This window comes from Terrabacter tumescens (genome assembly GCF_014646815.1).
Lineage (GTDB): Bacteria > Actinomycetota > Actinomycetes > Actinomycetales > Dermatophilaceae > Terrabacter > Terrabacter tumescens.
On the sequence record NZ_BMNZ01000002.1, the window covers coordinates 325,195 to 350,670 of the forward strand.

At 71.6% G+C, this 25,476-nt stretch carries 29 protein-coding genes, 1 pseudogene and 1 riboswitch; of the genes and pseudogenes, 13 read left to right on the top strand and 17 right to left on the bottom strand.

Annotated elements, in window-relative coordinates:
- Window positions 1–48 precede the first annotated feature (48 nt).
- Window positions 49–252: a hypothetical protein gene (locus IEY30_RS05500; protein ID WP_030198000.1), complete on the top strand. Its 204-nt coding sequence runs from the start codon at window positions 49–51 to the stop codon at window positions 250–252.
- A gap of 118 nt (window positions 253–370) precedes the next feature.
- Here IEY30_RS05500 and IEY30_RS05505 read toward each other — a convergent pair whose 3' ends face one another.
- On the bottom strand, window positions 371–844 hold the full coding sequence (locus IEY30_RS05505; RefSeq protein WP_081920474.1) for a nuclear transport factor 2 family protein: 474 nt from the start codon (window positions 842–844) through the stop codon (window positions 371–373).
- Between the two features lie 82 nt (window positions 845–926).
- Complete coding sequence (locus IEY30_RS05510; RefSeq protein ID WP_030198005.1) at window positions 927–1,559, bottom strand: dihydrofolate reductase family protein; 633 nt, start codon at window positions 1,557–1,559, stop codon at window positions 927–929.
- 205 nt (window positions 1,560–1,764) lie between these two features.
- Here IEY30_RS05510 and IEY30_RS05515 point away from each other — a divergent pair, with 205 nt between their 5' ends.
- Genes IEY30_RS05515 through IEY30_RS05525 form a run of 3 tightly spaced genes read left to right on the top strand, consistent with a single transcriptional unit; the run spans window position 1,765 to window position 3,415 of the window.
- The gene (locus IEY30_RS05515; protein ID WP_229674850.1) at window positions 1,765–2,136 is read left to right on the top strand and encodes a YciI family protein; all 372 of its coding nucleotides are present in this window, start codon (window positions 1,765–1,767) and stop codon (window positions 2,134–2,136) included.
- Window positions 2,129–2,812 carry an N-acyl homoserine lactonase family protein gene (locus tag IEY30_RS05520; protein ID WP_052358513.1) on the top strand — a complete coding sequence of 228 codons (684 nt, stop codon included), beginning with the start codon at window positions 2,129–2,131 and terminating at the stop codon, window positions 2,810–2,812. The genes IEY30_RS05515 and IEY30_RS05520 overlap by 8 nt, the downstream gene beginning before the upstream one ends.
- A 9-nt stretch (window positions 2,813–2,821) precedes the next feature.
- Entirely contained in the window at window positions 2,822–3,415 is a 594-nt protein-coding gene (locus IEY30_RS05525; protein WP_030198025.1) for a GNAT family N-acetyltransferase, read from the top strand.
- A 25-nt stretch (window positions 3,416–3,440) separates the two neighbouring features.
- On the opposite strand, the gene IEY30_RS05530 is transcribed toward IEY30_RS05525, so the two are convergent.
- Window positions 3,441–3,851 carry an MmcQ/YjbR family DNA-binding protein gene (locus IEY30_RS05530; protein ID WP_030198027.1) on the bottom strand — a complete coding sequence of 137 codons (411 nt, stop codon included), beginning with the start codon at window positions 3,849–3,851 and terminating at the stop codon, window positions 3,441–3,443.
- Between the two features lie 130 nt (window positions 3,852–3,981).
- Here IEY30_RS05530 and IEY30_RS05535 point away from each other — a divergent pair, with 130 nt between their 5' ends.
- A complete protein-coding gene (locus tag IEY30_RS05535) occupies window positions 3,982–5,826 on the top strand; it encodes a GMC family oxidoreductase (RefSeq protein ID WP_052358514.1) in 1,845 nt (614 codons plus the stop codon).
- A gap of 124 nt (window positions 5,827–5,950) precedes the next feature.
- Window positions 5,951–6,448, top strand: a complete 498-nt coding sequence (locus IEY30_RS05540) for an SRPBCC family protein (RefSeq protein WP_229674851.1) — start codon at window positions 5,951–5,953, stop codon at window positions 6,446–6,448.
- Between the two features lie 66 nt (window positions 6,449–6,514).
- On the opposite strand, the gene IEY30_RS05545 is transcribed toward IEY30_RS05540, so the two are convergent.
- The 5 genes from IEY30_RS05545 to IEY30_RS05565 all read right to left on the bottom strand — a co-directional run bounded on the left by IEY30_RS05545 (window position 6,515) and on the right by IEY30_RS05565 (window position 11,874).
- Entirely contained in the window at window positions 6,515–7,636 is a 1,122-nt protein-coding gene (locus IEY30_RS05545; RefSeq protein WP_030198045.1) for a VWA domain-containing protein, read from the bottom strand.
- A 1-nt stretch (window position 7,637) separates the two neighbouring features.
- Window positions 7,638–8,642 (bottom strand): VWA domain-containing protein, encoded by a 1,005-nt coding sequence (locus tag IEY30_RS05550; protein ID WP_030198048.1) that lies wholly within the window; start codon window positions 8,640–8,642, stop codon window positions 7,638–7,640.
- A gap of 52 nt (window positions 8,643–8,694) precedes the next feature.
- Complete coding sequence (locus tag IEY30_RS05555; RefSeq protein WP_030198050.1) at window positions 8,695–9,714, bottom strand: DUF58 domain-containing protein; 1,020 nt, start codon at window positions 9,712–9,714, stop codon at window positions 8,695–8,697.
- Complete coding sequence (locus IEY30_RS05560) at window positions 9,693–10,874, bottom strand: AAA family ATPase (RefSeq protein WP_229674852.1); 1,182 nt, start codon at window positions 10,872–10,874, stop codon at window positions 9,693–9,695. Before IEY30_RS05560 ends, IEY30_RS05555 begins: the two co-directional genes overlap by 22 nt.
- 70 nt (window positions 10,875–10,944) lie before the next feature.
- A complete protein-coding gene (locus tag IEY30_RS05565) occupies window positions 10,945–11,874 on the bottom strand; it encodes a S1C family serine protease (protein ID WP_229674853.1) in 930 nt (309 codons plus the stop codon).
- 107 nt (window positions 11,875–11,981) lie between these two features.
- Here IEY30_RS05565 and IEY30_RS05570 point away from each other — a divergent pair, with 107 nt between their 5' ends.
- On the top strand, window positions 11,982–12,920 hold the full coding sequence (locus tag IEY30_RS05570; protein ID WP_052358515.1) for a CHAD domain-containing protein: 939 nt from the start codon (window positions 11,982–11,984) through the stop codon (window positions 12,918–12,920).
- A 30-nt stretch (window positions 12,921–12,950) separates the two neighbouring features.
- On the opposite strand, the gene IEY30_RS05575 is transcribed toward IEY30_RS05570, so the two are convergent.
- The 5 genes from IEY30_RS05575 to IEY30_RS05595 form a co-directional block, all read right to left on the bottom strand.
- Window positions 12,951–14,435 carry a sulfatase family protein gene (locus tag IEY30_RS05575; protein ID WP_030198062.1) on the bottom strand — a complete coding sequence of 495 codons (1,485 nt, stop codon included), beginning with the start codon at window positions 14,433–14,435 and terminating at the stop codon, window positions 12,951–12,953.
- Window positions 14,432–15,061: a DinB family protein gene (locus tag IEY30_RS05580; RefSeq protein WP_229674854.1), complete on the bottom strand. Its 630-nt coding sequence runs from the start codon at window positions 15,059–15,061 to the stop codon at window positions 14,432–14,434. Before IEY30_RS05580 ends, IEY30_RS05575 begins: the two co-directional genes overlap by 4 nt.
- Window positions 15,062–15,127: 66 nt before the next feature.
- Window positions 15,128–15,991, bottom strand: a complete 864-nt coding sequence (yidC, locus tag IEY30_RS05585; protein ID WP_081920477.1) for a membrane protein insertase YidC — start codon at window positions 15,989–15,991, stop codon at window positions 15,128–15,130.
- Between the two features lie 98 nt (window positions 15,992–16,089).
- The gene (locus IEY30_RS05590) at window positions 16,090–16,428 is read right to left on the bottom strand and encodes a hypothetical protein (protein WP_030198073.1); all 339 of its coding nucleotides are present in this window, start codon (window positions 16,426–16,428) and stop codon (window positions 16,090–16,092) included.
- A 44-nt stretch (window positions 16,429–16,472) separates the two neighbouring features.
- Window positions 16,473–16,901: a hypothetical protein gene (locus IEY30_RS05595; RefSeq protein WP_156035251.1), complete on the bottom strand. Its 429-nt coding sequence runs from the start codon at window positions 16,899–16,901 to the stop codon at window positions 16,473–16,475.
- Window positions 16,902–16,931: 30 nt separating this feature from the next.
- Between IEY30_RS05595 and IEY30_RS05600 the strand changes: the two genes are divergently transcribed.
- The 3 genes from IEY30_RS05600 to IEY30_RS05610 all read left to right on the top strand — a co-directional run bounded on the left by IEY30_RS05600 (window position 16,932) and on the right by IEY30_RS05610 (window position 18,305).
- The gene (locus tag IEY30_RS05600) at window positions 16,932–17,225 is read left to right on the top strand and encodes a hypothetical protein (protein WP_030198081.1); all 294 of its coding nucleotides are present in this window, start codon (window positions 16,932–16,934) and stop codon (window positions 17,223–17,225) included.
- Between the two features lie 123 nt (window positions 17,226–17,348).
- Entirely contained in the window at window positions 17,349–17,504 is a 156-nt protein-coding gene (locus IEY30_RS05605; RefSeq protein ID WP_156035253.1) for a hypothetical protein, read from the top strand.
- Between the two features lie 189 nt (window positions 17,505–17,693).
- The gene (locus IEY30_RS05610) at window positions 17,694–18,305 is read left to right on the top strand and encodes a septum formation family protein (RefSeq protein ID WP_081920478.1); all 612 of its coding nucleotides are present in this window, start codon (window positions 17,694–17,696) and stop codon (window positions 18,303–18,305) included.
- A gap of 238 nt (window positions 18,306–18,543) precedes the next feature.
- Here IEY30_RS05610 and IEY30_RS05615 read toward each other — a convergent pair whose 3' ends face one another.
- The gene (locus IEY30_RS05615) at window positions 18,544–19,380 is read right to left on the bottom strand and encodes a class I SAM-dependent methyltransferase (protein ID WP_043416707.1); all 837 of its coding nucleotides are present in this window, start codon (window positions 19,378–19,380) and stop codon (window positions 18,544–18,546) included.
- A 97-nt stretch (window positions 19,381–19,477) separates the two neighbouring features.
- Between IEY30_RS05615 and IEY30_RS05620 the strand changes: the two are divergent.
- Both IEY30_RS05620 and IEY30_RS05625 read left to right on the top strand, forming a co-directional pair.
- Window positions 19,478–20,089: pseudogene (locus IEY30_RS05620) on the top strand (ISL3 family transposase); the annotation flags it as partial.
- 221 nt (window positions 20,090–20,310) lie between these two features.
- Complete coding sequence (locus IEY30_RS05625) at window positions 20,311–21,060, top strand: potassium channel family protein (protein ID WP_030198093.1); 750 nt, start codon at window positions 20,311–20,313, stop codon at window positions 21,058–21,060.
- Window positions 21,061–21,062: 2 nt separating this feature from the next.
- Here IEY30_RS05625 and IEY30_RS05630 read toward each other — a convergent pair whose 3' ends face one another.
- A complete protein-coding gene (locus IEY30_RS05630; protein ID WP_030198096.1) occupies window positions 21,063–22,061 on the bottom strand; it encodes a DUF389 domain-containing protein in 999 nt (332 codons plus the stop codon).
- A gap of 131 nt (window positions 22,062–22,192) precedes the next feature.
- On the opposite strand from IEY30_RS05630, the gene IEY30_RS05635 reads away from it, so the two are divergent.
- Window positions 22,193–22,729, top strand: coding sequence for a GNAT family N-acetyltransferase (locus IEY30_RS05635; protein ID WP_030198099.1), 537 nt, complete (start codon window positions 22,193–22,195; stop codon window positions 22,727–22,729).
- 114 nt (window positions 22,730–22,843) lie between these two features.
- On the opposite strand, the gene IEY30_RS05640 is transcribed toward IEY30_RS05635, so the two are convergent.
- On the bottom strand, window positions 22,844–23,914 hold the full coding sequence (locus IEY30_RS05640; protein ID WP_030198102.1) for an alkene reductase: 1,071 nt from the start codon (window positions 23,912–23,914) through the stop codon (window positions 22,844–22,846).
- A gap of 251 nt (window positions 23,915–24,165) precedes the next feature.
- Window positions 24,166–25,041, bottom strand: a complete 876-nt coding sequence (locus IEY30_RS05645; protein ID WP_030198107.1) for a CHAP domain-containing protein — start codon at window positions 25,039–25,041, stop codon at window positions 24,166–24,168.
- 4 nt (window positions 25,042–25,045) lie between these two features.
- A riboswitch (cyclic di-AMP (ydaO/yuaA leader) is annotated at window positions 25,046–25,238 on the bottom strand.
- Between the last annotated feature and the right edge of the window lie 238 nt (window positions 25,239–25,476).

Sequence of the window (25,476 nt, forward strand, 5' to 3'; positions counted from 1 at the left end):
CCCGCCCGGTCGGCCCGGGCGTCGCCGGGACGCCACTACTGTGGCGGCATGGCTGGTGAGGTGCAGGCGCCCTTCTGGGCCAAGGTCATCGCGACGTTCACCGGGTGCGCGTCGATCGGGGCGCTCGTCGGGCTCCTGGCCGGCGCGCTGACGAAGGACGTCGGTCGCGGGCTCGTGGTCGGCATCGTCGCCGGGATCGTCGTCGCGGCGGCGCTCGTCGTGCTCAAGCCGGAGCGCATCCGGGGGGAGTGACGGGGCGGCCACGCGGCACGGACCCCGCCCGTCACGGCATACGCCCGCCGGTGGTCAGGGGAGCGGTCCCGAGGTGCTGCACTGCCACGATCCCCGGTGAGCCCACCGCCCGTGAAGGTCAGACGGGCGGCAGCTCCACGCCGTCGCGCTCGTCGTCCCACGCGGCCGCGCTGATGCGCCAGCCGCCGGCGGTGCGGACGAGCTGGATCGTCTTCATCCCGCGCCCGGTGAACGGCTCGCCGTCCTGCGTGCCCGCCTTGGCGTAGCTGCCGAACCAGTGCGCGATGTCGCCGAAGACCTCGACGCGTCCCTCGACCGGCCACTCGCGGAAGTGCTCGAGGGTCCCCCCGGTCAGCAGCGCCTCGCGCGGGGCGATGAAGTCCTCGACGCCCATGACCGCCGGCTCCAGACCGCACGTCCGCACGACGACGGCCTGCGGGAGCAGCAGCGCGCGCAGCCCGTCCATGCGCTCGCCGCAGCCCGGTCCGGAGACGAACGCGCCGAAGAACGCGTCGACGATCTTGAGGACCTCTGCCCGGTCGCTCGCCGTGGTGGTCGTCGCCGTGGTGGTCGCCGTCGCGTCGCTCGTCACGGCGCACACGCTAGCCGCGCCACCCCCACCGATGGCGTATGCCGTGTGGCCGGGTCGGTGGGTGGGTCGACGCGCGCGACCGTCAGGAGGTCTTGCGCGTGAAGGTGAAGTGCGTGACGCCGCTCGGGGAGGCGACGGTCTCGACGTCGAAGGCCTCCTCGACGCCCTCGAGCCCGTCCCAGAGGCGGACGCCGCGACCGAGCACGATCGGGACCTGGACCAGGTGCATATGGTCGACCAGGCCGGCCGCCAGGAAGTCGCGGACCACCGTGGCGCCACCGCCGATCCGCACGTCCTTCCCGTCCGCGGCCGCCCGTGCCGTCTCGAGCGCCTCCGCGGGGGAGGCCTCGAGGAAGTGGAAGACGTTGCCGCCCTCCATCTCGAGCGGGGGACGGGTGTGGTGGGTGAGGACGAAGACCGGGGTGTGGAACGGCGGGTTGGGGCCCCACCAGCCCTTCCAGTCCGGGTCCTCGTGCCAGCCGGGTGGGCCGAACTTGTTGGCGCCCATGATCTCCGCGCCGATGCCGGGACCGTGGCGTTCGGCGTAGGCGTTGTCGACCCCGTCGCTCCCGTCTGGGTCCCAGGACTGCGTGCGCATCATCCAGGTGTGCAGGCGCTGGCCGGCATGGCCGAAGGGAGCCTCGAGCGACTGCGGCTCTCCGGTGGCGAAGCCGTCGAGGGAGATCGAGAAGTTGTGGATCCGGGTGCGTGACATCGGTGTCCTCCGTGGTGGTCCAGGGCGCTAACCGGTCGTGGTGGCCGTCGAGGTGCTCGGCGACCGAGCCCGACTCTAGTGCGGTCAAAGAAATCTCGAAGTGCATGTCGAAGAGCGCCACAGCCGCTCGACGAGGGAGTACGAAGGACACTCGAAAGCAACCAGAGGAGAGATCGACATGCCGCGTTTCATGGGATTCGTGAGGATGGAAGAGGGAATCGGGACGCCTCCGCAGGCGCTCTTCGACGCGATGGACGTCTTCATCGGCGAGCGGGCCGCCTCCGGCGTGTTCCTCGACGGCGGGGGCCTCTACGGGACGGAGGACGCCGTGAACTTCGTCGCCAGCAACGGTGAGGTCACCCAGCACGACGGGCCGTACGCCGAGTCCAAGGAGGTCGTCGGAGGGTGGTCGATCATGCAGTACGACAGCCTCGAGGAGGCCGTGGCCGACCAGCGGAAGTTCGCCGAGCTGCACGCCGAGTACTGGCCCGAGGTCACCGTGGTCGCGACCATGCGCCAGATCTCGGACGGCCCGGACGCCCCCGACGCTGCGGACGCCCCCGGCGAGCATGACTGAGTCACGGACGGTGACGGGCGAGGTGCCCGAGGGCAGCTCGACGGCGGTGACGGTCACGCCCGTCCTCGTCGCCGAGCTGCTCGCCGACGGTGAGCGGATGCCGGTCTACGTCCATGTCATCGACCACCCCGACGGGCGGGTGCTGGTCGACACCGGCCTGACGCAGCTGCACCCTGCGGTCGAGGACATGGATCCGCGGCTCATGCCACTGAGCACGCAGGAGGGCTTCGACGTGGCCGGGATCGACGTCGTGGTCAACACCCACCTGCACTTCGACCACTGCGGCGGCAACCACCTCTTCGCCGGCAAGCCGGTCTACGTCCAGGGCGTGGAGCTCGAGGAGGCTCGGAGCCGGGACGACTACACGATCCGCGCGTGGGTCGATGCGCCGGGAGTGGACTACGTGGCCGTCGACGGCGGCCACGAGCTGCTGCCCGGGGTCCGGCTCGTCCCGACTCCCGGCCACACGCAGGGGTCGCAGGTCGTCGTGGTGCAGGCCGGGGGCCGGTCGGTCGTCGTCGCCGGTGACACGGCGGTCTTCTACGACGAGCTCGACCGTCCACGGACCGAGGGCCAGCGACTGATCCGGGAACTGGCCCCCGACGAGGTCTGGCTCTCGCACCAGCACGAGCCCTGGCGCCCCGCGAACGCGTCACGGGCCGTGCTCGCGGACTAGCCTCGCGACGTGCCCGAGTTCAGCTGGAGACCGGCCAACGAGGCGACGACCGCGGACGTCGAGGCGGTGTTCGACGCCGGTGGCGCGCGCAAGTGCCGCTGCCAGGCGCTCAAGGTCCCGGGCTGGATCTGGCGCGACACGACCCAGGACGAGCGCGACGCTGCCCTCGTCGAGCAGACCGGCTGCGGCACGAGCGGTCCCACGTCCGGTCTCATCGGCTACGTCGACGGCGAGCCGGCCGGCTGGGTCGCGGTCGAGCCGCGGGAGAACTACCCGAGGATCTGGGCCCGGCAGAAGCCGTGGATGCGTCAGGATCCCGAGGCCGAGGGCGTCTGGTCGGTCACCTGCTTCGTCGTGCGCAAGGGCTTCCGTCGCCAGGGACTCATGTACGAGCTCGCCGCCGCCACCGTCGAGTACGGCAGGCAGGTCGGCGCCCGCGTCCTCGAGGGCTACCCGACCGAGCCGACGCCGGGGAAGACCGTGATCTGGGACGAGGCGTCGGTCGGGCTGCTCCAGGTCTTCCTCGACGCCGGCTACGAGGTCGAGGCGTCCCCGACCCTGCGGCGGAGGGTGGTGCGGCACCGGCTCGGCGCCTCGTCCTGACGGCCGGTGCCGTCCCAGCCGGACGTCAGCGACCCAGTCGCTGCCTCAGCATGCGGGGCGCGCAGAACCGGTAGCTCTCGGTCACGAGCTCGGCGACCTCGTCCCAGTGGGTGTCGTCGTCGAGCACCATGCCGACGACGGTGGGCGACCACGGCGGCCGGTAGAACGGTGGCCCCGCGTTGACCAGGGCCGACAGCTCGTCGCCGGACGCCCGGAAGGTCAGCACCGTGGTCGGCTCGGTCACCCCGGTCACGTCCCGGTACGCCGAGGTGTAACCCTCCTGGGCGACCAGGACGTGGGCGAAGGTCTTGCTCCGCACCCGCCACCGGACGCCGGTCCAGGCGTCCTCCTCGTATGCGTCGGGCAGGCTCAGCGCGATGGAGCCGATGCGCTCGACGACGTCGCCGGAGGGCTCGATGCGCGGCGGCCTGGACACACCGCGAGTCTGCCAGCGCCCACCGACGCCGGGGTGCCCTGGACGACTCCCTTGTCTCCCCTCCCGGAGTGTGGTTGCGTGGCGAGACCGTCCCCGCCACTCGGCGAGGCACCACGACGAGGTGGTATCGATGGGCTCGACGTACGACTACGTGATCGTTGGCGCGGGATCGGCGGGCGCCGTGGTCGCTGCCCGGCTGAGCGAGGACCCGGACGCCACGGTGTGCCTGCTCGAAGCCGGTGGTCCGCCGCCCCCCGCGGAGCTCGTGCCGGCCGCCGTGGCGAGCCTGCAGAACAATCCCGCGACCGACTGGATGTTCAACGCCGACCCCGGTGGGGTCGGCAAGGGCCTGGTCGGCGGTCAGATGATGGTGCCCCGCGGCAAGATGCTCGGCGGCTCGTCCGGTCTCAACTACATGGCCTACGTGCGCGGGCACCCCGGCGACTTCGACTCGTGGGCCGCCGGTGGCGCGGAGGGCTGGTCCTATGCGGACGTGCTGCCCTACTTCCTCAAGGCGGAGGGCTTCGTGGACAGCCCCGAGCTGCAGCCCGACCGCGACAGGCACGGCCATGACGGACCCGTGGGGGTGTCGGTGCGCCAGCCGATCCTGCGTGCCTCGAACCAGTTCGTCGAGGCCGCGGGCGCCACGGGTCTGAAGCAGGGCGACTACAACGGCCGCGACCGCCTCGACCCCGAGGGGGTGGCCTCGCTCTTCCAGACGACGACGAAGGACGGCCGACGCAGCTCGACCTTCCACGCCTACCTCGAACCGGCGATGGACCGCGCGAACCTCACCGTGGTCACCGGCGCGCTCGTCGAGCGGATCCTGCTCGAGGTGGATGAGGAGGCGGACGGCGAGGTGGTTCGGGCCACCGGGGTCGCCTACCGCGCCGAGGACGGCGCCCACGAGGAGGTGGCCGCCGGTACCGAGGTGGTGCTGTGCGCGGGTGCCATCGGGTCGCCGCACATCCTGCTGCTCTCCGGGGTCGGGGCGCGCGACGAGCTCGCCGCCGTCGGGGTGGACTGCGTCGTCGACCTCCCGGACGTCGGTCGGCACCTCAAGGACCACCTCCACACACCCCTGATGTTCGCCGCCGACGGCATCGGCGAGACGATGACCGAGGTGGCCATGTCCCTCGGCCCGGACGCGTTGCGGGCCCCGGCCGGACCGCTCCCGGCCGATCCCGCCGACGACGTCGACCTCCCCGAGCCGCTCGCCGCGGCGAAGGCCGAGGCCGAGCGCCGCATCGCCGAGTGGTTCACGACCGGTCGTGGCCTCGCGTCGTCCTCCCTCTACGACGCGGTCGCCTTCTTCTCGACCGGGCTGGGCGACGAGCACACCCACGACGCGCAGATCGGCTTCCTCGCGACCGGCTACACGCCGCCGATCTGGGAGGCCGTCTTCCGGCTCCCGCCGTCAGCGTTCTTCGAGGACCCGGAGTCCTTCCTCGACCCGACCCGTGGCCAGGTCGTCGTGCTGCCCAATCCCGTGCAGCCACACTCCGAGGGCTCGGTGACGTTGGCGAGTTCGGACCCCGCCGTCCCGCCACGCATCGAGCTCAACTACTTCGACGACCCGCACGACGTCAGGGTCATGGTCGCCGTGATGCGCAGGGCCCTCGAGATCGCGAAGGCCTGGCCGGGCGGTGGTCTGGGTGACCCGGTCATCCCGCCGCACCTGGCGCGGGCGCACGGCCATCAGGCCGGCTCCGAGCCGAGCGACGCGCTGCTGGAGGACATGGCCCGCCACTACGCGCTGACCGTCTACCACGAGACGTCGACGTGCCGGATCGGTGAGGTCGTCGACCCACGTCTGCGGGTGCACGGCATCGAGGCCCTGCGAGTGGCCGACGCGAGCGTCATGCCGAACGTCGTCAGCGGCAACACCAACGCTGCGGCGATCATGATCGGTGAGAAGGCCGCCGAGCTGATCGCCACGGACCACGGCGTCCACCTCCACGAGATGGTCGGCTGACGAGGACCCACCTTGGTGGGCGGATTCGCCCCGTTGGGCGCGGTGGTCGGCTGCCATGGCCGCTCGGCGGGGTGTCCTGGAGACGAGAACTGCGCACATCCGGCACAGTGACGACATGTCACTGATGGACAAGCTGGGGCGACGGTGGGAAGCGCGGCAGAGGGGCACCGAACCCATCCGGGTCGACACCGACGTCGTCATATCGGCGACGAGGGAGCGCGTCTGGTCGTTCGTCATGCACCCGGACAGCGCCCGGCTGCTCGACCCGGAGGTGGTCAACGCCTTCCGGGTCCCCGGTTCTCCTGAGATGGCGGTCGGCGAGCAGCACTGCACGGTGCTACGGCACGGAGCGGTGCTGGCGGCTCACATCACCGAGGTCGTCGGGATGGACGCACCCCGGTCGGTGTCGTTCCGCTCGTTGACCGTTCCCGGGGCTTTCGTCGCGAGCTACCTGTTCGAGGAGCTCGGGAGCAAGACTCGCTTGACCTATCGGGTGGAGGGCCAGGTGGCGGCCGGGGCCAAGGCACAGGCCGAAGAGTCGGCCCGAACCAGCGCCGCTCATGCCCTGAACCAGATGCGTGCCGTGGTGGAGAGCGGTGCCAGTCTCTCCTCGGACCCCTGACCCACGGGCGGGTGACGTGCTTGCGTCCCGGCCTGTCACGCGTCGTCCCTCGGGGCTCGAACCGGGTCAGGACGTCGAGCGGCGAAGTGCCACGCCCAGTCCTGCGAGCAGCACTGCGGCGGCCACAATGCCGACGGTGGCGCTGAGGTCGACGTCCTGCTCGGCGACGGTGACGTGCTTGGGCAGGTCGGCGAGGACCTTGGTCAGGCCTTCGGCATCGGTCGCGGCGAAGTACTCGCCACCGGTCGTCCGAGCGACGTTCTTCAACGCCGGCTCGTCGACGACGAGGAAGTTGCGGCCGCCGATCGTTCCGCCTCCGGCGCCGCCGAAGTCGCGCATCCGCGGAGTGAACCCGCCGTACTGCTCGCGCGTGCATGCCATCTGGGTCGGGTTCGTCGTGCCGAAGCCGATCGGGTAGACGCGCACCCCGCGCGCGGCGGCCTGCTCGGCCGCCTGGGCGGGGGTCACGCCGCGCGTGTTGGCGCCGTCGGTCAGGAGGACGACGATCTCCGGCGCCACGTCGGCTGTCGCGCCCGCGCCCGCGCCACCACTCCCACCAACGGACGGGCTCGGGGCGGGTGCAAGGTCGCCGAGGCCGGGACCGTCCGTCGACGGCTCGTCGACCGGGTCCGACGGGGGCACGTTCGGGTCGAGCTCGGCGATCGCGTCGATGGACCGGAGGATCGCCGCGCCGATCGTCGTCCCGCGTCCCGTCGTCACGGCATCGAGGGCGGCGAGCAGCTCGTCCCGGTCAGCGGTGGGCGCCACCGCCAGCTGCGCGAACCCGGAGAAGACGACGAGCCCGATCCTCGTCTCGTCGTCCCGCCCCTCGACGAACGACCGCACCGCAGCCTGGGCTGCGCTGAGCCGGTTGGGCGCCACGTCCGTCGCGCACATCGAACCCGACACATCGAGGGCGAGGATCACCGTCGCGCTCGAGGTCGGCACGCTCGCCCGCACGGTCGGTCGGGCGCTCGCCAGGCCCAGCAGCGCCAGCGCCCCGAGCACCAGCGCGATCGGAACGTGCCGCCGCCACGACGCCGAACCGGCGCCGGCCGCCCGCAGCAGCGCCACGTTCGAGTAGCGCACCGCCTGACGCCTCCGCCGCCGCAGCTGCCAGACGTAGATCCCGAGCAGCACCGGCACGAAGACCAGCGTTGCGAGCAGCAGCGGCACACCGAAGCTCACCTCAGATCACCCGCCCCTGCCGCAGCACCGACACCGTGGCGCCGCCGAGCAGCAGGACCGCCGCCAGAGCCGCGACCCAGGACGTCACCTCGTGCGGCACCGTCCTCGTCGTCCACTGCAGCTCGATCGCGTCGTAGACCGCGGCCAGCGACGCCGCGTCGGACGCCCGCCGGTACGTCCCGCCCGTCGTCTCCGCGACGGCTCGCAACGCCGACTCGTCGAGCGCCGTCGCGAGGGTGAAGCCGTCCACCGTGATCGTCGTCCCGGTCGTCGTCCCGAGCCCGATCGGCTCGATCTTCACCCCGGCTGCCGACGCGAGCTCCGCTGCGCCCGAAGGGCTTTCGTCGGTCGTGTCCTCACCGTCGGTCAGCAGCACGATCGCGGTCCCGCCGTGGTAGCCGACCGGCGACTCCTCGGCCGCGCCTGTCCCCGCGCCCTGCTCGGTGTCGCTCGGGGGCTTCACCGGCTTGCCGACGATCGCGCTCAGCCCGCCCAGGATCCCGTCGGTGAGCGAGGTGTCGCCCGCCGGCCGGAGCCGCGCCACGGCCGCCAGCACCGCGGCCCGGTCGTCCGTCGGCCGCTGCGTCACCAGGCCGGTGCCACCGAACGCGACGACCGCGATCCGCACCGACGCCGGCTGCTTCGCCACGAAACCCCGAGCCGCCGCCTTGGCCGCCTCGAGCCGCGACGGCTTCACATCCGTCGCCGCCATGCTGTTGGACACGTCGAACGCGAGCACGACGGTCCCCTCCCGGTGCGGCTCCGCGACCGACGCCATCGGCCGTGTCAGCGCCAGCACCATGACGCCGAGCGCCCCGATGAGCAGCGCCGGGCCGAGGTGCCGCCACCGTGACCGAGCCGGCGCGGGGACGACGAGCCCGTCGGCCGCCAACGCGGCACGACGTGCCTCCTGCATCCGCAGCCCGCGACGGTAGCCGACGACGAGCAGCGGCACGACGAGCAGCCCCGTCAGCGCCCACGGCCACGTCAGCGACAGCTCGCTCATCGCTGCCACCTCATCGCGCCCACCTCATGGCTGCCACCTCATCGCGCCCACCTCATCGCCGCCGCCTCCGCCGCAGCTCGGAGATCCGCAACAGGGACCGAACGAGGTCGTCGTCCGTCTGCACCGGATAGAGGTCGACCCCGGCCTTGCGTGCCCGGGCCTCGAGGTCCGCCTGCCGCGCCCCCGCCACCTCGGCCAGTCGGGCCCGGAACCCGGCGTCGCTCGTGTCGACGAAGATCTGCTCGCCCGTCTCCGCGTCCTCGACGTAGATGCCACCCGCGTCGGGCAGCTCGCTCTCGCGCGGGTCGACGACCTGGAGCGCGACCACCTCGTGCCGCTGCGCCAGCCGCGCCAGCGGCGCCTCCCACCCGTCCGCCGTGATGAAGTCGGACACGACGAGCACGAGCGAGCGCCGCTTCACGATCCCGTATGCCGCCGCGAGCAGGACCCCGAGGTCCGTGACCGTCCCCGACGGGGCTGGGACTCCGGCGGACGCCCCGCGACCCAGCACCCGGCGTACGCCACGACGCAGCGATGACGCGACTCCCCGGTGTGTGGCCTTTCGACGGTCAGAGGGGGTGGGGGTGGGGGCGGAGCGGGACTCGCGGCGGTCGAGGAGCGTCTTGGCGATCCGCAGCACCTGGTTGCGTCCCGACGCCGGCGGGATGACGAGGTCGACCCCCGTGTCCATGACGATCGCCCCGACCCGGCTGCCCCCGCGGGTCAGCACGTGCGCGAGCGTCGTCGCCACCTCGGCGAGCACGAGGTCCTTCTGCCGGTCGACGGGACCGAAGCCCATCGACGCCGAGTGGTCGAGCAACAGCCATGCCGTCAGCTCCCGGTCCTCGACGAACTCGCGCACGTAGGGCTCGTCGAGGCGCGCCGTGACGTTCCACTCGATGTGCCGCAGGTCGTCGCCCGGCACGTACTCGCGCAGGTCGGTGAAGTCGAGCCCTGCCCCGCGGAAGAGGGTGCGGTAGTCGCCCTGGAGTCGCCCGTCGAGCCGCCGCACCACCCGCCACTCGAGACGGCGCAGCAGGCTCTCGGCGCTCAGCGGGGTGGTCGCGCCCATGTCGAGTCACCCGGTCCTGCCGTGCCACCCGCCGGGATCCCGCCCGACTCGACGCCGTACGCCCCGCCGTTCGACCCGCCGTTCGACCCGCCGTACGTCCCGCCGTTCGACCCGCCGTTCGACCCGGCCGCCGTCCCACCGGGGCCGGCCCGCATGGCCTGCCGCTCCTGCTCTCGCAGCGGAGCCGTCGGCGCCGGCACCGCCTCGAGGATCGGCGTGAGCAGGTCGTCGGCCGTCAGGTCCTCGGCGAGCGCCTCGTAGGACAGCACGATCCGGTGGCGCAGCACGTCCCGCGCGAGATCGCGCACGTCGCCCGGCAGCGCGAAGTCCCGTCCGCGCAGGAAGGCCAGCGCCCGCGCCGCGAGCACGAGGTTGATCGACGCGCGGGGGCTCGCGCCGTACGTCAGCAGCCGGGCGAGGTCGTCCCGGCCGACGCCCGCCGGCTCGCGGGTCGCGGTGGCCAGCCGGACGGCATACTCGATGACCGCCGGGTCGACGTAGACGGCGTCCGCCTCGCGCTGGAAGCCGCGCAGCATCTCCGGGTCGAGCACCTGCACCGTCGCCGCGGCGGCCGAGATCTGGCGCTCGACGACGACGAACTCCTCAGCGGCAGAAGGATATCCGATGAGCACCTTGAGCATGAAGCGGTCGACCTGCGCCTCGGGCAGCGCATACGTCCCCTCCGACTCGATGGGGTTCTGCGTCGCCATGACGAGGAACGGGTCGGGCGCAGGGTAGGTCTCGCGCCCGATGGTCACCTGCCGCTCCTGCATGACCTCGAGCAGCGCGCTCTGCACCTTCGCCGGTGCCCGGTTGATCTCGTCGGCGAGCACGAGGTTGGCGAAGACCGGCCCGAGCGAGACCTGGAACTCACCGTCCTTCTGGTTGTAGATCCGCGTCCCGACGAGGTCGGCCGGCACGAGGTCGGGCGTGAACTGGATGCGCTGGAAGTCTCCGCCGATCGCCTGCGCGAGCGTCTTGACCGCCATCGTCTTGGCCAGGCCCGGCACGCCCTCGACGAGCAGGTGCCCGCGCGCGAGCAGGGCGACGAGCATCCGCTCGACGAGCAGGTCCTGCCCGACGATCGTCCGCTTCACCTCGTAGAGCGCCTGCTCGAGCGCGTGCCGCGCGTGCGGGCCCGTCGATGTGTCGCCGTCCATGCCGTGCTCCTGCCGTTCGGGAGTGCTGTTCGCGTATGCCGTGTGCTCGCCTCCGCGCGGAGGCGTGGTCTCAGCGGGGCGGGCTGCCCGCGGCCCCTCCCGCCGTCGCGATGGGCACCGCGAAGCCGATGCCGACGAAGAGGGCCTGGTCGGTGGGGTTGGCGAGGCCCGTGACGATGCCGACGACCTGACCGGCCCGGTTGAGCAGCGGGCCGCCGGAGTTGCCGGGGTTGACCGCCGCGTCGATCTGGATGAGGTGCTCGAGCTTGCGGTTGCCCTCGACCCGGACCGTCCGGTCGAGCGCCGAGACGACCCCGGCCGAGAGCGAGTCGGTGAGGCCGAGCGGGTGGCCGACGGCGAAGACGGGCGCACCGACCGGCACCGCGCCGCCGAGGACGGCCGGCACGACGGTCTGCGGCAGCCGCGTCGGCGTGAGGGTGGCGATGTCGCTCTCGGGCTTCGCGCTCCCGACCTTCGCCGGCGAGGTCGTGCCGTCGGCGAAGGTGACCGTGATCGCCGTGGAGTCCTGGACGACGTGCAGCGCGGTCAGCACGGTGCCGTCGGCGTTGACGACGACGCCGGCGCCGCTGCCCTCGGCCGGGCGGCCGCGGATGGTGTCGCGCGTCTGGATGAGCACGAGGGACGGAGCGATCGCGGCGTGCGCGACGGTGCCGTCCGCCGGGGCGGCCGCCTGCGCCTCGGCCTGCTTCTCGATCCCGCGCTGGACGCTCGTGTCGACGTCGCGCTGGGTCAGGACGGGCGGGCCGGGAGGCCGGGTGACGGCATACCCGATGACGAGCGCGACGATGACGACGAACGCGACGAGGCCCCACCACGCGGCACGCGGCACGCGGGACAGACCGCCCAGCCGGTCGCGGATCCGGTCCCAGCGGCCTGGCGGGGGAGGCTCCTCGGGCTGCGGGTCGGGCGCGCCGAGCAGAGGCCGGGCGCCAGGGGCGACGGCGGCGTCGATCGCAGGGGGAGCGGTGACCCGTGCCACCTTTTCGACTGTACGTTTGTCGCGACGCGAGCGGCAGAGCCTTGTTGACACTTCACAGGATCCGGCGAAGCGAGGACGGGCGCCATGCGCTCCGGGTATAGAGAGGTATGCCGACCGTCGGGACCCTCGTGCGACAGCGCCTCGCCGACCAGCGCGACGCCCTGCGCGCGGCCGAGGCCGCCGTCCGCGCCGGCGAAGCCACGGGGCTGCACGACCTGCGCGTCGCCATGCGCCGCATCCGCTCGCTGCTCGCGACCTTCCGCCCGGTCTTCGACCGGTCCGTCACCGAGCCGCTCCGCGCCGAGCTCAAGGACGCGTCGGGCCGGCTCGGGTCGTCCCGCGACGCGGAGGTCGCCACCGACAACACCGACCGCCTACTCGAGGACGTCGAGCTCGCCGGGGTCGACGAGGACGCCGTGGCCGGCCTGCGCGCCCGGCTGCGCCTCGACGCCGTGGCCGCCGGTGACGTCGTCGAGGAGACGCTCGACTCGACGAGGTATGCCGCGTTGACCCTCCTGCTCGACGAGCTCGTCACGCACCCGCCCCTCGTGGACGCCAAGGCGCAGCGCGACGCCGTCAAGGTCGCGCGCAAACGGGTGCGCCACGAGGCCCGCCGCTTCGCCGACGTCGCGGCCACCGCCCGGGCGGACGCGGGTGCCGGTGGGGACGGTGCAGAGCGAGGGGGGCAGGACCCCGGGTCGTCGGCGCACCGCGCCCTCGACCATCCGGCCCAGCTCCACGAGGTGCGCAAGGCGGCCAAGCGCCTGCGCTACGCCGCCGAGACCGCCCGCCCGGTCGACGAGGAGGCGATGAAGCCCGTCGTGAAGAAGGCCAAGGCCGTGCAGTCGGCGCTCGGCGAGCACCACGACGCCGTCATGACGCGCGCGATCCTGCGCCACCTCGCGCTCGACGAGGCGGTCGGCGAGGCAGCTGCGTTCCTCCTCGGCCACCTCGACGCCGACGAGCAGCGCGCCATGGTCGAGCTCGAGCAGCGGGCCTGGGCGTCGGTCGACGACCTCCAGGACACCCTCGACGCGACCCTCTGACCGGTCCGCGCTGTCGGTCAGCGGTAACGGTCAGCGGTTGCCGGCTGAGACGAGGCGCGGCACGGGCTGGTCCGGATGGGGGTCGTCGCCGACCTCCTTCTGGGCCAGCCACATCCGCGCCTCGAGCTCGTCGCGCACCTGCGCGTAGGCGGGGTCGTCGGCGACGTTGACGAGCTCCTCCGGGTCGGCCTCGAGGTCGTAGAGCTCCCACTCCTGGGCGAAGCGGCGGTCGGAGCAGCCCGGCAGCCCGAGCCCGTCGTTGTAGAAGAAGATCAGCGTGTAGCGGTGAGTGCGGTAGCCGTAGTGCGCCCCGACCTGGTGGCTGCGGTCGTCGTGCATCCAGTAGCGGTAGTAGAAGCCCTCGGCTTCGCGGTCTCGGTTCGACTGTCCCGCAACAGGATCGGTCAGGTCAGGCCAGAACGACCGGCCCTGCATGCGCGCCGGCACCTCGACCCCGGCCGCCTCGAGCAGCGTCGGCGCGATGTCGACGTTGGTGACGATCCGGTCGAGGGCCTGCCCCGGTGCGATGCCCCGTGGGTAGGACAGCACGAACGGCATCCGGATGGACTCCTCGTACATGAACCGCTTGTCGAACCAGCCGTGGTCGCCGAGGAAGAAGCCCTGGTCGGAGGAGTAGATGACGATCGTGTCGTCCAGCTCGCCCCGGTCACGCAGCCAGTCCGTGAGGCGCCCGACGTTGTCGTCGACGGACGCCACGCACGCGAGGTAGTCCTCCATGTAGCGCTGGTACTTCCACAGCGCCTCCTCGTCGTGGCTCAAGCCCTCGGGCACCGGCTGCTTGAGGTCCTCGGCCGTCAGGTGGTCGGCCACGCGCATAGCGGCGCGGCGAGCGGTGTCCGAGCGACCGGCGAGGTCGTCGGTGAACGTCGGGGGCACCGGGATCGGCGCGCCCCCGAGAGCCCCGCCCTCGGCATACAACCCCTCGTGGGCCGCGTCGGGCTCCCACGGCCGGTGCGGCGCCTTGTGCCACACGAGCACGCACCACGGCTGCTCATCTGCGAGCGACTCGACCCAGTCGATCGCGAGGTCGGTGATGAGCTCGGTGGCATAGCCCCGCTCGACCCGCAGCCCGTCGGGGGAGAGGAAGCGCGGGTCGTGGTACTCGCCCTGGTCGATGAGCGCGTCCCAGCGGTCGAAGCCCTGCGGGTCGTGCTCGACCCCGCCGCTCGATCCCTGTCCCATGTGCCACTTGCCGACGAACGCCGTGCGGTAGCCGGCCTCGCGCAGGGCCGTGACGAACGTCGGCTGCGACGCGTCGATGAACGTGTCGAGCGTCGTGACGCCGTTGACGTGGCTGTAGGTGCCGGTGAGGATCGAAGCCCGGCTCGGCGCGCACAGCGAGTTCGTCGCGAAGAGGTTGTCGAGCCGCACACCCGCGCCGGCAACCCCGTCGATGTGCGGGGTGCGGTTGACGACCGAGCCGTAGGTGCCGATGGCGTGCGCGGCGTGGTCGTCGCTCAGCACGAAGACGATGTTGGGCCGGCGCGGGCTCACGACCCGGCCTCCCCGCCGGACGGTGTCTCACGGTGCGCGTCGGCGGCGGCCTGGATGCGGGCGAGGTGGGCGGTCCACCACTCCTCGCCGCCCATCTCGTCGTGGTCCCGCCCGCCGCGTCCGTCGATGGACTCGCGCAGCACGTCGGCGTGCCCGGCGTGCTGAGACACCTCCGCGACGCACCGCACGAGCAGCGAGCCGAGCGTCGTGCGGCGACGCTCCTCCGGCCACCACTCGACGCTCGCCGGGGCGTCGAGCCCGAGCTCGCGCACGGCGGCGTCGCAGTGCGCCCACGCCTGCTGGTAGAGCCTGACGAGGTCGTCGCCGGACTCCTCGGCGGTCGCCCACATGTCGGCGGAGTCCCAGATCGAGCCGTCCTCGACCCACGACAGCCGCTCGCCCGACGGCCGCCCCACCGAGTCGGCGAGGTAGGCGAGCTCGACCCCGGCCACGTGCTTGACGAGCCCGAGCAGGTTGGTGCCGCTGGGCGTGAGCGGCCGCCGCACGTCGTAGTCACCGAGCCCGTCGAGCGACCGGAGCAGCGCGTCGCGCCCCTGTTGGAGGTAGCGCAGCAGCTCCTCGGTCAGGGACGGCTGGGCCAGGGTCGTGCTCGTCTCTGAGGTCACCTCGTCCACGCTAGACGCCACCTCTGACGTCCGCGAGGGCATGGCGTATGCCGTGTGGCCGGCCCCTCAGGAGCCCGCACCTTCCAGCGCCGTGGCCTCCCGACGCGCCGCAGCCGGCGAGCCCGGCGTCGGCGCGAACCGCCAGATCAGGCCCTGCTGGGCGAACGTCCACGCGTTGTTGAAGAACCAGTAGACGACCAGGCCGGCCGGCACGAAGACGGCCGCCGCGAGCACGCCGACGGCGCCGAGCCACGGCATGAGCCGCTGGACCGTCGCCATGCCCTCGGGCAGGTCGGCCACGTCGACCATCGGCAGCACGAACCAGCGCTGCGTCAGCAGGCTGAGCGCGGCCGCCCCGAGAGCGACGGCGACGAGCGCGAGCCCGGCCACGGGGTTCGACGCGGCCGTCGCGCCGAGGTGGCTCGTCAGGTGCAGGCCCGCGACCGAGGCCGCCGACGCGGAGGCGACGAGCCCGGCATCGAGCGCGCCGACCGCATGACCGACCGACTGGCCGGCCGTGAGGTCGGAGACGACGCGGTAGAGCGCGTAGAAGAGCGGCAGCTGGAGCAGGGCCGGTGCGAGGCTCCACCCCGAGACGCCGTGCTCGGCGTGGATCGCCTTCTGCTCGGCGCGCATCGCGGTCAGCTGGTCGAGGTCCCGGTTGCCGGCATACCTCTGCCGCAGCTGGCGCAGCTGGGGCGCGGCGTGGGCGCGGGCGTGCGACGAGCGGACGCCGTGGACGGTGACGGGCAGCAGGACGGTGCGCACGGCGACGACGAGCAGCAGGATCGCGAGCAGCCATGCCCCGGCGGAGCCGGGACTCAGGCCGATCGCGCCGGCGACGTCGTGGGTGGCCGCGAGGACAGCGGCGACAGCATGGGTGACGGGGGACAGCAGGGCAGGAAGAATGTCGGACATCTGGGCAGGCATGGGTGAGCTCCTCGGCTCGGCCCGCTCGTGACGGTGCGGGCCAGTTCTCGAACTGGGTCAGGGCAGTGGCCCGACCGCCGCGGGTGCGGCGGGCGGGGTCAGGGCCGACCCGGAGCCCGAGGTCGCTGCGGACAGCTCGGCGCGTCGAGGGCGCACCAGTAGGCCGTCGACGCGGGCACGGCGCCCGGGACCCCCGAGGACTGCACACGCACGGGGACCGGCGGCGCGGCCTGCCGGCCGGCCGACGCCATGACGGCGGTGAGCAGGCCGACGGCTGCGGCGGTGAGGAGCACCTGGCCGGCGCTCGCGTCGGTGACCGAGCCGGTGACCGAACTGGTGAGCGACCCGAAGAGGACGACGACCGTCGCGGCCAGGCTCGCCACGAGAGCGGGCATCGCGGCTGCGGCGGAGGAGGCGCGCTCGCGCACGTCGCTCATGCGTCGTCTCCTCCCACTCGTCACGGACTCACCTCGAGCGTACGTCAGTGAACGTGCCATACCGCCTCGACCGGCGCAGAGAGCCCGTCGGGGTCGAGGTCAGCCGTGTCGAGCACGTGGTCGGCGGCGAGGTCGACGGCGAGGTCGACGGACGCGTCGGTCGCATGGAGGGCGTCGAACTCCTCGTCGTTCAGCCACACCGGGCGCGTCGCCGCTCGCCGACGCGCCTGCTCGATCGGTACCCGTAGGTGCACGACGAGGCAGTCCGGCAGCAGGTCTCGGTAGAGCGCGACCGTCTCGGGGGTCAGCGCGTCGGCGACGACGACGTCGACGCCTGCTGCCGAGAAGTTGCCGGCCAGGGCGCACGCTGCGCGAGGGCGCCGGGGGTGGCCCACTGGTTGTGGCGCCGGCTCGAAGGCGCGGGCGGCGTGCTCCAGCCAACCGATGTCGGTGTTCTCCGGGAAAGTGGTCATCCAACCCTACGATTCAGGAGCATGTAACCGATGAGCACCGCCGCCACGAATCTCTTCAAGTACGGCCCCCTGAAGGACGACCTCAAGGATCACCTCGCGATGGTGCAGCGGGAGATTCATCGACTGGAGGCGTCCGCCGTTGCGCCGAGCGGTGAGGCTGCTCTGGTAGAGCGCTTCGAGTACAAGCCAGTCATCCTGTTGCGGGAGCGCGCCGAGCTAGTTCCGGAAGAGTCTGGGGGCAAAGTCCGAGTGCGCCTGAAGATCCCACTCGAAGGAAACAGCCGAGCCTTCTCCTTCGCGCCCGGACCTCTAGATCGGTCGTGATACGGAGAAATCCGAGATGGCAGAAACTGGACCGGGGGCAGCGACGAGGCATCCGTAACGTTCGCTGAACACTTTCCATCTGGGGTCACTCCCGGACAGATTCGAGAGTGGGCCAAAGAGCTGGTGGATGACCTCCAGACGATCCTCGGCCGAGGACAGATGGAGATCGACAAGTTCAACCAGGCGCTGCCGGCCCATGTGGCCAAGTTCGCGCGTGAACGACGCGAAGTGCTCGGCAACATCGCGTCCCTGAGCGATGAGTTGAAGGGTGGCATCTGAGGCTCGCCCGTGTGTGGTGGCCGGTGTGCGTCCGGGCGCCGGCCTTGCCCATCCGTCTGGGCAGCGCCGGTCCCCTAGTCGACGACCCGTCCTCGCCGAGCCGCCCCGCGGTTCACCCGAATATTGAGACGGTCCGGTCAGATCACGCGGAATCGACAATTTGCTCAGCGCGGAAACTACGGTCGACCCATGGTCGCATCCGCAGCAGGCTCCGGGAGCGCCCAAGCGCAAGCACCTGCACCGTCGAGCGGCAAGAAGGAAAGATCTTGGGCCACGGTTTGGACGGCGGTCGCGTCCCTGCTTGGCGTGTTGGCGTTCGCGTGGAACGTCGCCCTCGCCTTCAACCCGGATATTCCCGAGGCCGTTGGCTCGCTGGTCAGGCGACTGCAGTTGCAAAAAGTCGAAGACCTCGCGGTCGGCGATTGCGTGAACGTCGAAGACATCGACCCTCCGGTCCCCAACGGGTCACGATCGCCGGAATTGGGGTTTCGAGTCGTGTCATGCAACGCGCGACATTTGGTCGAGGTCATCGGCGTAGCAGTGGTGCCGTCGCGGGCCGATGACCCATGGGAGGGGCAAGACCGGGCGGTCGAGCTGCTCTTTCCAGTCTGCAGTTCCGCAGCCAAAGCAGTGGTCGCGAAGCCGCTTCAAGGCAAAGTGAGAGTGGCGATGTACGGACCCTCGGAGAAGAGCTGGGATGAGGGTGACCGAATGGTGGTCTGCATTGTGTACGAGGACCGCATTGGATCCGTCGTCGAGCGACCCGTTGGAGTAAGCACCCCAAAGCCGGGAAAGGTCTGAGCGGCAGCGTCCGTTGGCCGGTGTGGCGCGTCCGTCTCCTGGCCAACCTCACCGCCCAGGGCGTGGTGCAGCGAGGCTGCCGGTCCCGTAGTCGACGACCCGACCGGCGAGGTTTGGGGGCTCTTCCCAGTTGAGGGTGTAGAAGGCGGTCGGCTGGAGCGCGGAGGGGTCGGCGCGTCGGTGCCCGGGTAGGGGTCGAGGCCTCCCGAGGATGGGAGCTCAGACACTGCCCACCTAGCTAGGCCGGCTTGCGGACGAGGGCCTCAAGTACGCTCAAACGGCCCTCGTCCGCACTCCGGGCCGCGTTGATCTGATATTCCCCGATCCGCTCGCCCATGAGCGTCTGCAGCCCCAGCGGCGGCAGCCCGTGTTCCTCCAACCGCCGGCGGTTCTCCCGCAAGTCCGGCAGGACCTCCTCCGTCTTGTCCCGGAAGATCACGATCTCGAACCCCGCGGTGAGAACTTGCTCCCGTGTCTCCTCGGGCGAACACAAAAAGCTCGTGCCCGGCCCTGCCGCCCAGGTCAGCGGGTAGTCGGGCTCGCCTTTCGGCCCGGCTCCGTAGTGGGAGAATGCGAACACCGCGCCGGGGCGAAGCACACGAAGCGCCTCGGCAAAGAAGCGCCGCTTGTCGTCGATGTTCATCGCCACGTTCTCGGAATAGGCTCGGTCGAACCCATCGTCCTCGAAGGGCAGATCGGTCGCGCTGCCCTCCACCACGCGCACGCGATCCGAGAGGCCGGTCGCGGCATTCAGCTCCTCCGCCGCGCGGCAGAACTCCGGCGTCAGGTCGAGCGAGGTCACGTGGCAACCGAAGTGCGTCGCGGTCCACCGCGCCGGTCCGCCGATCCCGCCGCCGATGTCGAGGATGCGCTCGCCGGAGAGGGGTTCGAGGAGCGCTACCGTCTCCTTTGTCGCCTTCAGCCCCCGGCCGTGGAAGTGGTCGAGTGGGGCGAGCGCGTCGGGCGTAATCGGGCCCGCCTCGCTGCCTCCTGCCGCCCTAAGCGCAGCGAGGATGCGGGCTGCGATGCCCTCGATGGCGTAGTGGTCTTGGACCTTGTTACCGGCTGCGGTCATGTTTCGTTCTCCTCCCGAGCCGCCCGAGGTCGAGGGCTTGCGAGGTTTCGTATGACAAATCCCTGAGAGGCTCAAGGCTAGCTAGGAAGACCTCGACGTGCCTGACGCTACCTTCGCGACCCCTGATGTGACGACGTTTTGCCGCCTCGACGAGCTGGGTCTGGTGGTGGTCGGCCACCACCACCAACCGGATCGAGCGGTGCTGGCCTGCCGGGTCGCCGACGACGCGGTCGAGGAGGCGGACCGCTGGTGCCGGCGCTGCGGCTGCGAGGGTCGCCCGCGGGACACCGTCACCCGTCGCCTGGCGCACGAGCCGGTGGGCTGGCGGCCGACGACGCTGCTGCTGTCGATCCGCCGCTACCGGTGCGCTGGCTGCGGGCATGTGTGGCGCGAGGACACCAGCCGCGCCGCGGAGCCGCGGGCGAAGCTGACCCGCACCGCGCTGCGGTGGGCGGTCGGGCTGGTCTGTCGGCACCTCACCGTCGCGCGTCTCGCCGAGGCCCTCGGGGTGTCGTGGAGCACCGCCAACACCGCCGTGCTCGCCGAGGGGCAGCGCGTCCTGCTCGAGGACCCGACTCGCTTCGACGGGGTCCGGGTGATCGGCGTCGATGAGCACGTGTGGCGGCACACCCGCCGCGGCGACAAGTTCGTCACCGTCGTCATCGACCTCACGCCGGTCCGGGACGAGACGGGCCCGTCGCGGTTGCTGGGCGCGCGGGCCGTCGTGGACTTGCCGACCGCGGGCGGCCGGTGAGCACGAGGACGCGGCGGGACGGCATACGACCCATGCTCTCGTACGGCCTGCTCTCGTATGCCGTGTGGCGGGCTCCGTCCGCTGCCGGGCCGCGCGTGACGACCTGCCCGCGCGGACGGGCCCGCCGCCCTATCCTCGGTCTCGGGGCGTCGCCTCACGAGCGAGAGGAGGCGCGGATGGCCACAGCCAGCACGCCGCCGCCCTCCCGGGGCGACCTCATCGCCGGCAACCGGCTGCTCGACCGCTTCGACCTCGTGCTGCTGCTCGTCCTCGCCGTCATCGTCAGCCAGACGCTCGTCGACACGCGCGGCTCGGTGTGGGGCTCGCTCGTCACGCACTCGGTCACCGGGCTCGCGCTCGTCGTCGCGACCCGGGCGTCGGGGGCCCGGCGGCGGGTCCGGCGGATCCTCGACGTGCTCGTCGTCCTGACACTCGTCAGCAACGTCGCGCTGCTCCTGCCGTCCGGCGGCGCGCCGATCCCGCCCGACTCCCTGCAGCCCGAGGGCGTGTGGCTGCTGCCGGCGCTCGTCCTGCCCGTCATCATCGGCCGCCGGCTGCTCCAGCACCAGGTGGTCCGCGTGCAGACCGTGCTCGGCGCCGTCGCCGCCTACCTGCAGATCGCCGTCGCCTACGCCACGCTCTTCCAGAACATCGACGGCCTCACCGCCGCGCACTTCTTCGGCACGCAGGTCTCGACGACCGTCTACACCTACTTCAGCCTCACGACGATCTCGACGGTCGGCTACGGGGACTTCACGGCGACGACCGACCTGGCCCGGCTCGCGGCGACGAGCGAGGCCGTCATCGGGCAGGTCTTCCTCGTCACCTTCGTCGCCCTGATCGTGTCGCGCTTCGCGGCCGGACCGGGACGCGGCGCCGCGACCGAGGTTCCATCGGAGAGCGCCACGGGCGACGCCGCGAGCTGAGCTCAGGTCGTCGAGCCGAGGTCGATGCTCTCGCCGACCGACCTCTCGAGCACGACGGGTATGCCGGTCGGCAGCTTTGCGCTGAGCTCGCTCATGAGCGTCGTGGTCGGGGGCAGGTCGTCGGGTGCTCGGACGTGGACGACGAGGGTGAAGCCCTGGTTCGTGATGTCGACGACCTCCGCACCGGGCGTCGACGCGAGCCAGGTGCGCGTCGTCTCGCGCCCGATCTCGGTCAGCTTCGCGACGGCCAGGCTGATGACCGAGTTGAGGGCGACGGGTACGAGGACGAGCAGCACGAGCAGCCCGAACGTCACGCGCACCCTCCTCCGGGAGGGGCCTCCCTGCTCGCGGATCGCGCTCGTGTAGCCCAGCGTCGTGAAGACGAGGCTGCCGGCGAAGACGAGCGCGAGGAAGTTCGAGAGGAAGAGCACGAGCGCCCCGAACGCGAGGCTCGGGCTGCCCTCGGCGAGGCAGATGCCGACGACGCAGAGCGGCGGCACGAGCGAGATCGAGATGGCGACGCCCGGCAGGATCGCGGCGACGTCCCGCCGGGCCAGGGCGATGGCGCCCGCGAACCCGGTGGCGAGGGCGCCGACGAGGTCGACGAGGCGGGGGCTCGTGCGCGCCGCGACCTGAGCGTTGCCGAGCAGGTCGTAGGGGCTCGGCAGCATGAGCGAGAAGAGCGCCCCGACCGCCATGACCATGAGGCCGCCGAGCACGACGAACTTGACGCCCCCGGTGCGCTCCCGCTTCACGAGCGCGAGGGCGGTCCCCATGATCGGCGTCGAGAGCGGCGCGATGATCATGGCCCCGATGACGGTCGCGGTCGAGTCCGCGATGACTCCCGCGCTCGCGATGCAGGCGGCGAGGAAGAGCATCGTCCAGTACGCCGACCGCTTCGCCCGCAGGTCGCCCTCGTTGAGGTCGAGGTCCGAGGTGAGCTCCTCGAAGGTCCGGCGCTGGTTCTCGGGCAGCACGCGGGCCCGGATCGCGGTGAGCATGGCTCAGTCTGTCCGAGCAGCGGTCGCGCCGTCCGTCGTTCGTGCCGCGTCCTTGGGTGCTGCGTGGGTGCTGCGTGGGTGCTGCGTGGGTGCTCCGCGCGTGCCCCGGCCCGGGCCCTAGCATCGGCGACATGTCCGAGCTGCTCGTGCGTGACGCCACCGCCGACGACGCCGAGGCGTGTGCGGCGATCTACGCGCCCTACGTCATGGGGACGACGATCACCTTCGAGACCGAGCCGCCCGACGCGCCGGAGATGGCCCGGCGGATCGCCAAGGCGCAGGCGAGGCACGCCTTCCTCGTGCTCGAGCAGGACGGCGCCGTCGTCGGCTACGCGTATGCCGGGCCGTTCAAGGAGCGCGCCGCCTACCGCTGGTCGTGCGAGGTGTCGGTCTACCTCGCGACCGACCGGCAGGGACGGGGTGGTGGCCGCCGGCTCTACGAAGCGCTGCTCGAGCGGCTGGCCGCACGCGGCTACCGGATGGCCGCCGCCGGGATGACCCAGCCCAACGAGGCGAGCGGCCGCCTGCACGCGGCGATGGGGTTCGAGCCCGTGGGCACCTACCGCGCCATCGGCTGGAAGCTCGGCGCCCCGCGCGACGTCCTCTGGGTGCAGCGCGCGCTCGGCGACCCCCTCGCCCCGGGCGAGACACCGCCCGAGCCCACCTGACCCGCGCGCGAAAGTGCCCACTCGACGTGAGACGTCGAGTGGGCACTTCGTCACCAGGCCGTATGCCGCGTGGCCGGGCCGTGTCAGGCCGTGTCAGGCCGTGTCAGGCCGGCATCAGGGGAGGGCGGGGTAGTCCGTGTAGCCCTCGGCGCCGCCACCGTAGAAGGTCTGCGGGTTCGGCTCGTTGAGCGTGGCACCCTCGCGCCAGCGACGGACGAGGTCCGGGTTGGCGAGGAACTCGCGGCCGACGGCGACGGCGTCACCGAGGTCGCGCTCGAGGATGTCCTCGACGTCGGCGAGCTCGGTCACCTTGCCGAAGCCGGTGTTGAGGATGACCGGACCCCCGAAGCGCTTGCGCAGGTCGCGCACGATGTCGGACTCCGGGTCGCCGAGGATGCTGAGGTAGGCCAGGCCGAGCGGCGCGATGCCCTCGACGAGCGACTCGTAGGTCGCTGCGGTGTCGGCCTCGTCCTCCTCGAGCACGCCCTGGATGTTGTGCGCGGGGGAGATGCGGATGCCGACGCGGTCGGCGCCGATCGCCTCGGCCACGGCCTTGGTGATCTCGACGGTGAGGCGCGCGCGGTTCTCGGGCGAGCCGCCGTAGGCGTCGGTGCGCTGGTTGCTGCTCGGGGCGAGGAACTGGTGCGGCAGGTAGCCGTTGGCGGCGTGGACCTCGACGCCGTCGAGCCCGGCCGCGACGGCCTGACGCGCAGCGTGGACGAACTCGGCCACGAGCGCGGGGATCTCGTCGGTCTCGAGGGCGCGCGGGACGGCATACGCCTGCTGACCCTTCGGGGTCACGATCTCGCCCGGCGCGGCGATGGCGCTCGGGGCGACGCTCTCGAGGCCACCCTTGTTGTCGGGGTGGGCCACACGGCCGGCGTGCATGAGCTGGACGACGACGTGGCCGCCGCCCTGGTGCACGGCGTCGGCGACGAGGCGCCAGCCGGCGACCTGCTCGTCGGAGTGCATGCCGGGGGTGTCGAGGTAGCCCTGGCCGACGGCGCTCGGCTGGGTGCCCTCGGTGATGATGAGGCCGGCGCTGGCGCGCTGGCCGTAGTACTCGGCGTTGAGCTCGGTCGGCGCCTGGCCCTCGCCCGCGCGGTTGCGCGTCAGCGGTGCCATGACGAAGCGCTGGGGGAGGTCCCAGCGGCCGATGCGGATGCTCTCGAAGGCCGTGGACACAGGCCTGCTCCTCACGTGTAGGGGGCTGTCGGTGACGGTTGGCGGCGCCACCGTGGTCGATGGAGCCTTCAACTACCTAGGCGACAAGGCGTGCGGGTCGGCGATCATTCCCGCGTGTCCAGGGTTGGCCGTGTGGGCGATCCCACCCGACTGCGGCGTTCGTGGGGGCATGACGAAGGGGAGGATGCCGCAGCATCCTCCCCTTCGCGTGCGCTCAGTTCGCGTGGAACTCCGCGGTCATCGACGGACCGTCACGGCGCGTAGATGTACTTCATGCCCGGACCGTCGGTCAGCGTGCGCGTGTTGTAGTTGTACGCGCCGGCGAGGGCGTTCATCTCGATGATGGTGACCTGGTTGCCGTTGACCGCGGTCACCCAGGCGACGTGGCCGACGCTCGAGGAGCCGTGGACGCCGGGCTCCATGACGAGGATCGAGCGCGTGCGGGGCGTGCCGCTCACGGTGTAGCCCGCGGAGGCTGCGCCGGTGTCCCAGACCATCGCGTTGCCGGTCCAGCCGCCGGGGTAGTAGCCCTCCGACTTGTACCACTGGGCGAGAGCGCCCCAGGTGCACTGGCCGGCGGTGGCCCAGTTGTGCGAGGAACGCATGCCGGACGAGGCGCTCGGCACGGAGGTGTTGACGCTGACCTTGGCCGACGAGGTGGTCTTCGTCAGGGTCTTGCGGGTCAGGTCACGCGAGGCGCGCTGGGCGGCGAGCTTGCGCTCGGCAGCAGCCTTCTTCGCGGCGGCACGCTCGGTCTTGACCTGGACGTCCTCGATGACCTGCGGCTTCGGCTTGGCGACGCGTCCGGCGACGGCCTGCTGCACCGCGGGGGCGTAGCCGATCTTCGACAGGGCGGTCGACACGGCGGGAGCCGCGGCGGTCGCGGGGCCGACAGCAGCCGGGGCCGCGGCCTCGGAGCCTGCCGCAGCGACGTTGCCCGAGTTGGGCGACAGGGTGTCGGCGCTCGCCGGGTTGGCGAAGGTGGCGACGAGGCCACCCGTTGCGGCGACAACGGCCCCGGCCTTCATGGCCGGCTGAGCCGACTCACGGGCGAGGAGCTTGAGTTCGTTGAGGGGGTTGTGGCGGCCAGGTGCACGGTGGCGACCGCGGATGTTCTCTGAGTTCACGCTTGATGCCTCTCCGCGCCTACGAAGTTAGCTGTCGGGTTCGGGCGGAAAGGTGCCCGGCCTCGGACCCGAGAGACGTGACTTCGTCGCGCGGGGGCCAAGGCTTAACCCCAAGGACGTCCGGAGTCGTTGCGCCGGACGCCCGGAGAAACGTGTGGTTCCTCCGCTCCTGTCACAAGGTTTGATCTCTCTCGTCAGGCGGTGACAGGACTAGGCGGTCCACCTCACGAGAGCCCGACCTGGTGGCCGGACTTGGGAAGAGTAAACGAGTCAACTGGCAAATGTCACGCCACGGTAACGACGACGCGCGGGGAACGCCCCTGAATGTCCGGAGTGCGTGCCTATACCCGCGCTTTACCTTGCGTTGGCTGAGACGTGGATCACAGTGGGTCGTCGTATCCCGAGATCCTCTCCCGGGTAGGCCGCCGGTCCCGT

What these genes read in the sequence shown, in the direction of transcription:
- IEY30_RS05500 (WP_030198000.1), top strand. Translation starts at nt 49, where the DNA reads ATGGCTGGTGAGGTGCAGGCGCCCTTCTGGGCCAAGGTCATCGCGACG.
- IEY30_RS05510 (WP_030198005.1), bottom strand. Translation starts at nt 1,559, where the DNA reads ATGTCACGCACCCGGATCCACAACTTCTCGATCTCCCTCGACGGCTTC.
- IEY30_RS05515 (WP_229674850.1), top strand. Translation starts at nt 1,765, where the DNA reads ATGGAAGAGGGAATCGGGACGCCTCCGCAGGCGCTCTTCGACGCGATG.
- IEY30_RS05520 (WP_052358513.1), top strand. Translation starts at nt 2,129, where the DNA reads ATGACTGAGTCACGGACGGTGACGGGCGAGGTGCCCGAGGGCAGCTCG.
- IEY30_RS05535 (WP_052358514.1), top strand. Translation starts at nt 3,982, where the DNA reads ATGGGCTCGACGTACGACTACGTGATCGTTGGCGCGGGATCGGCGGGC.
- IEY30_RS05540 (WP_229674851.1), top strand. Translation starts at nt 5,951, where the DNA reads ATGGACAAGCTGGGGCGACGGTGGGAAGCGCGGCAGAGGGGCACCGAA.
- IEY30_RS05550 (WP_030198048.1), bottom strand. Translation starts at nt 8,642, where the DNA reads ATGAGCGAGCTGTCGCTGACGTGGCCGTGGGCGCTGACGGGGCTGCTC.
- IEY30_RS05555 (WP_030198050.1), bottom strand. Translation starts at nt 9,714, where the DNA reads ATGGGCGCGACCACCCCGCTGAGCGCCGAGAGCCTGCTGCGCCGTCTC.
- IEY30_RS05560 (WP_229674852.1), bottom strand. Translation starts at nt 10,874, where the DNA reads ATGGACGGCGACACATCGACGGGCCCGCACGCGCGGCACGCGCTCGAG.
- IEY30_RS05570 (WP_052358515.1), top strand. Translation starts at nt 11,982, where the DNA reads ATGCCGACCGTCGGGACCCTCGTGCGACAGCGCCTCGCCGACCAGCGC.
- yidC (WP_081920477.1), bottom strand. Translation starts at nt 15,991, where the DNA reads ATGCCTGCCCAGATGTCCGACATTCTTCCTGCCCTGCTGTCCCCCGTC.
- IEY30_RS05590 (WP_030198073.1), bottom strand. Translation starts at nt 16,428, where the DNA reads ATGAGCGACGTGCGCGAGCGCGCCTCCTCCGCCGCAGCCGCGATGCCC.
- IEY30_RS05595 (WP_156035251.1), bottom strand. Translation starts at nt 16,901, where the DNA reads ATGACCACTTTCCCGGAGAACACCGACATCGGTTGGCTGGAGCACGCC.
- IEY30_RS05600 (WP_030198081.1), top strand. Translation starts at nt 16,932, where the DNA reads ATGAGCACCGCCGCCACGAATCTCTTCAAGTACGGCCCCCTGAAGGAC.
- IEY30_RS05610 (WP_081920478.1), top strand. Translation starts at nt 17,694, where the DNA reads ATGGTCGCATCCGCAGCAGGCTCCGGGAGCGCCCAAGCGCAAGCACCT.
- IEY30_RS05615 (WP_043416707.1), bottom strand. Translation starts at nt 19,380, where the DNA reads ATGACCGCAGCCGGTAACAAGGTCCAAGACCACTACGCCATCGAGGGC.
- IEY30_RS05625 (WP_030198093.1), top strand. Translation starts at nt 20,311, where the DNA reads ATGGCCACAGCCAGCACGCCGCCGCCCTCCCGGGGCGACCTCATCGCC.
- IEY30_RS05630 (WP_030198096.1), bottom strand. Translation starts at nt 22,061, where the DNA reads ATGCTCACCGCGATCCGGGCCCGCGTGCTGCCCGAGAACCAGCGCCGG.
- IEY30_RS05635 (WP_030198099.1), top strand. Translation starts at nt 22,193, where the DNA reads ATGTCCGAGCTGCTCGTGCGTGACGCCACCGCCGACGACGCCGAGGCG.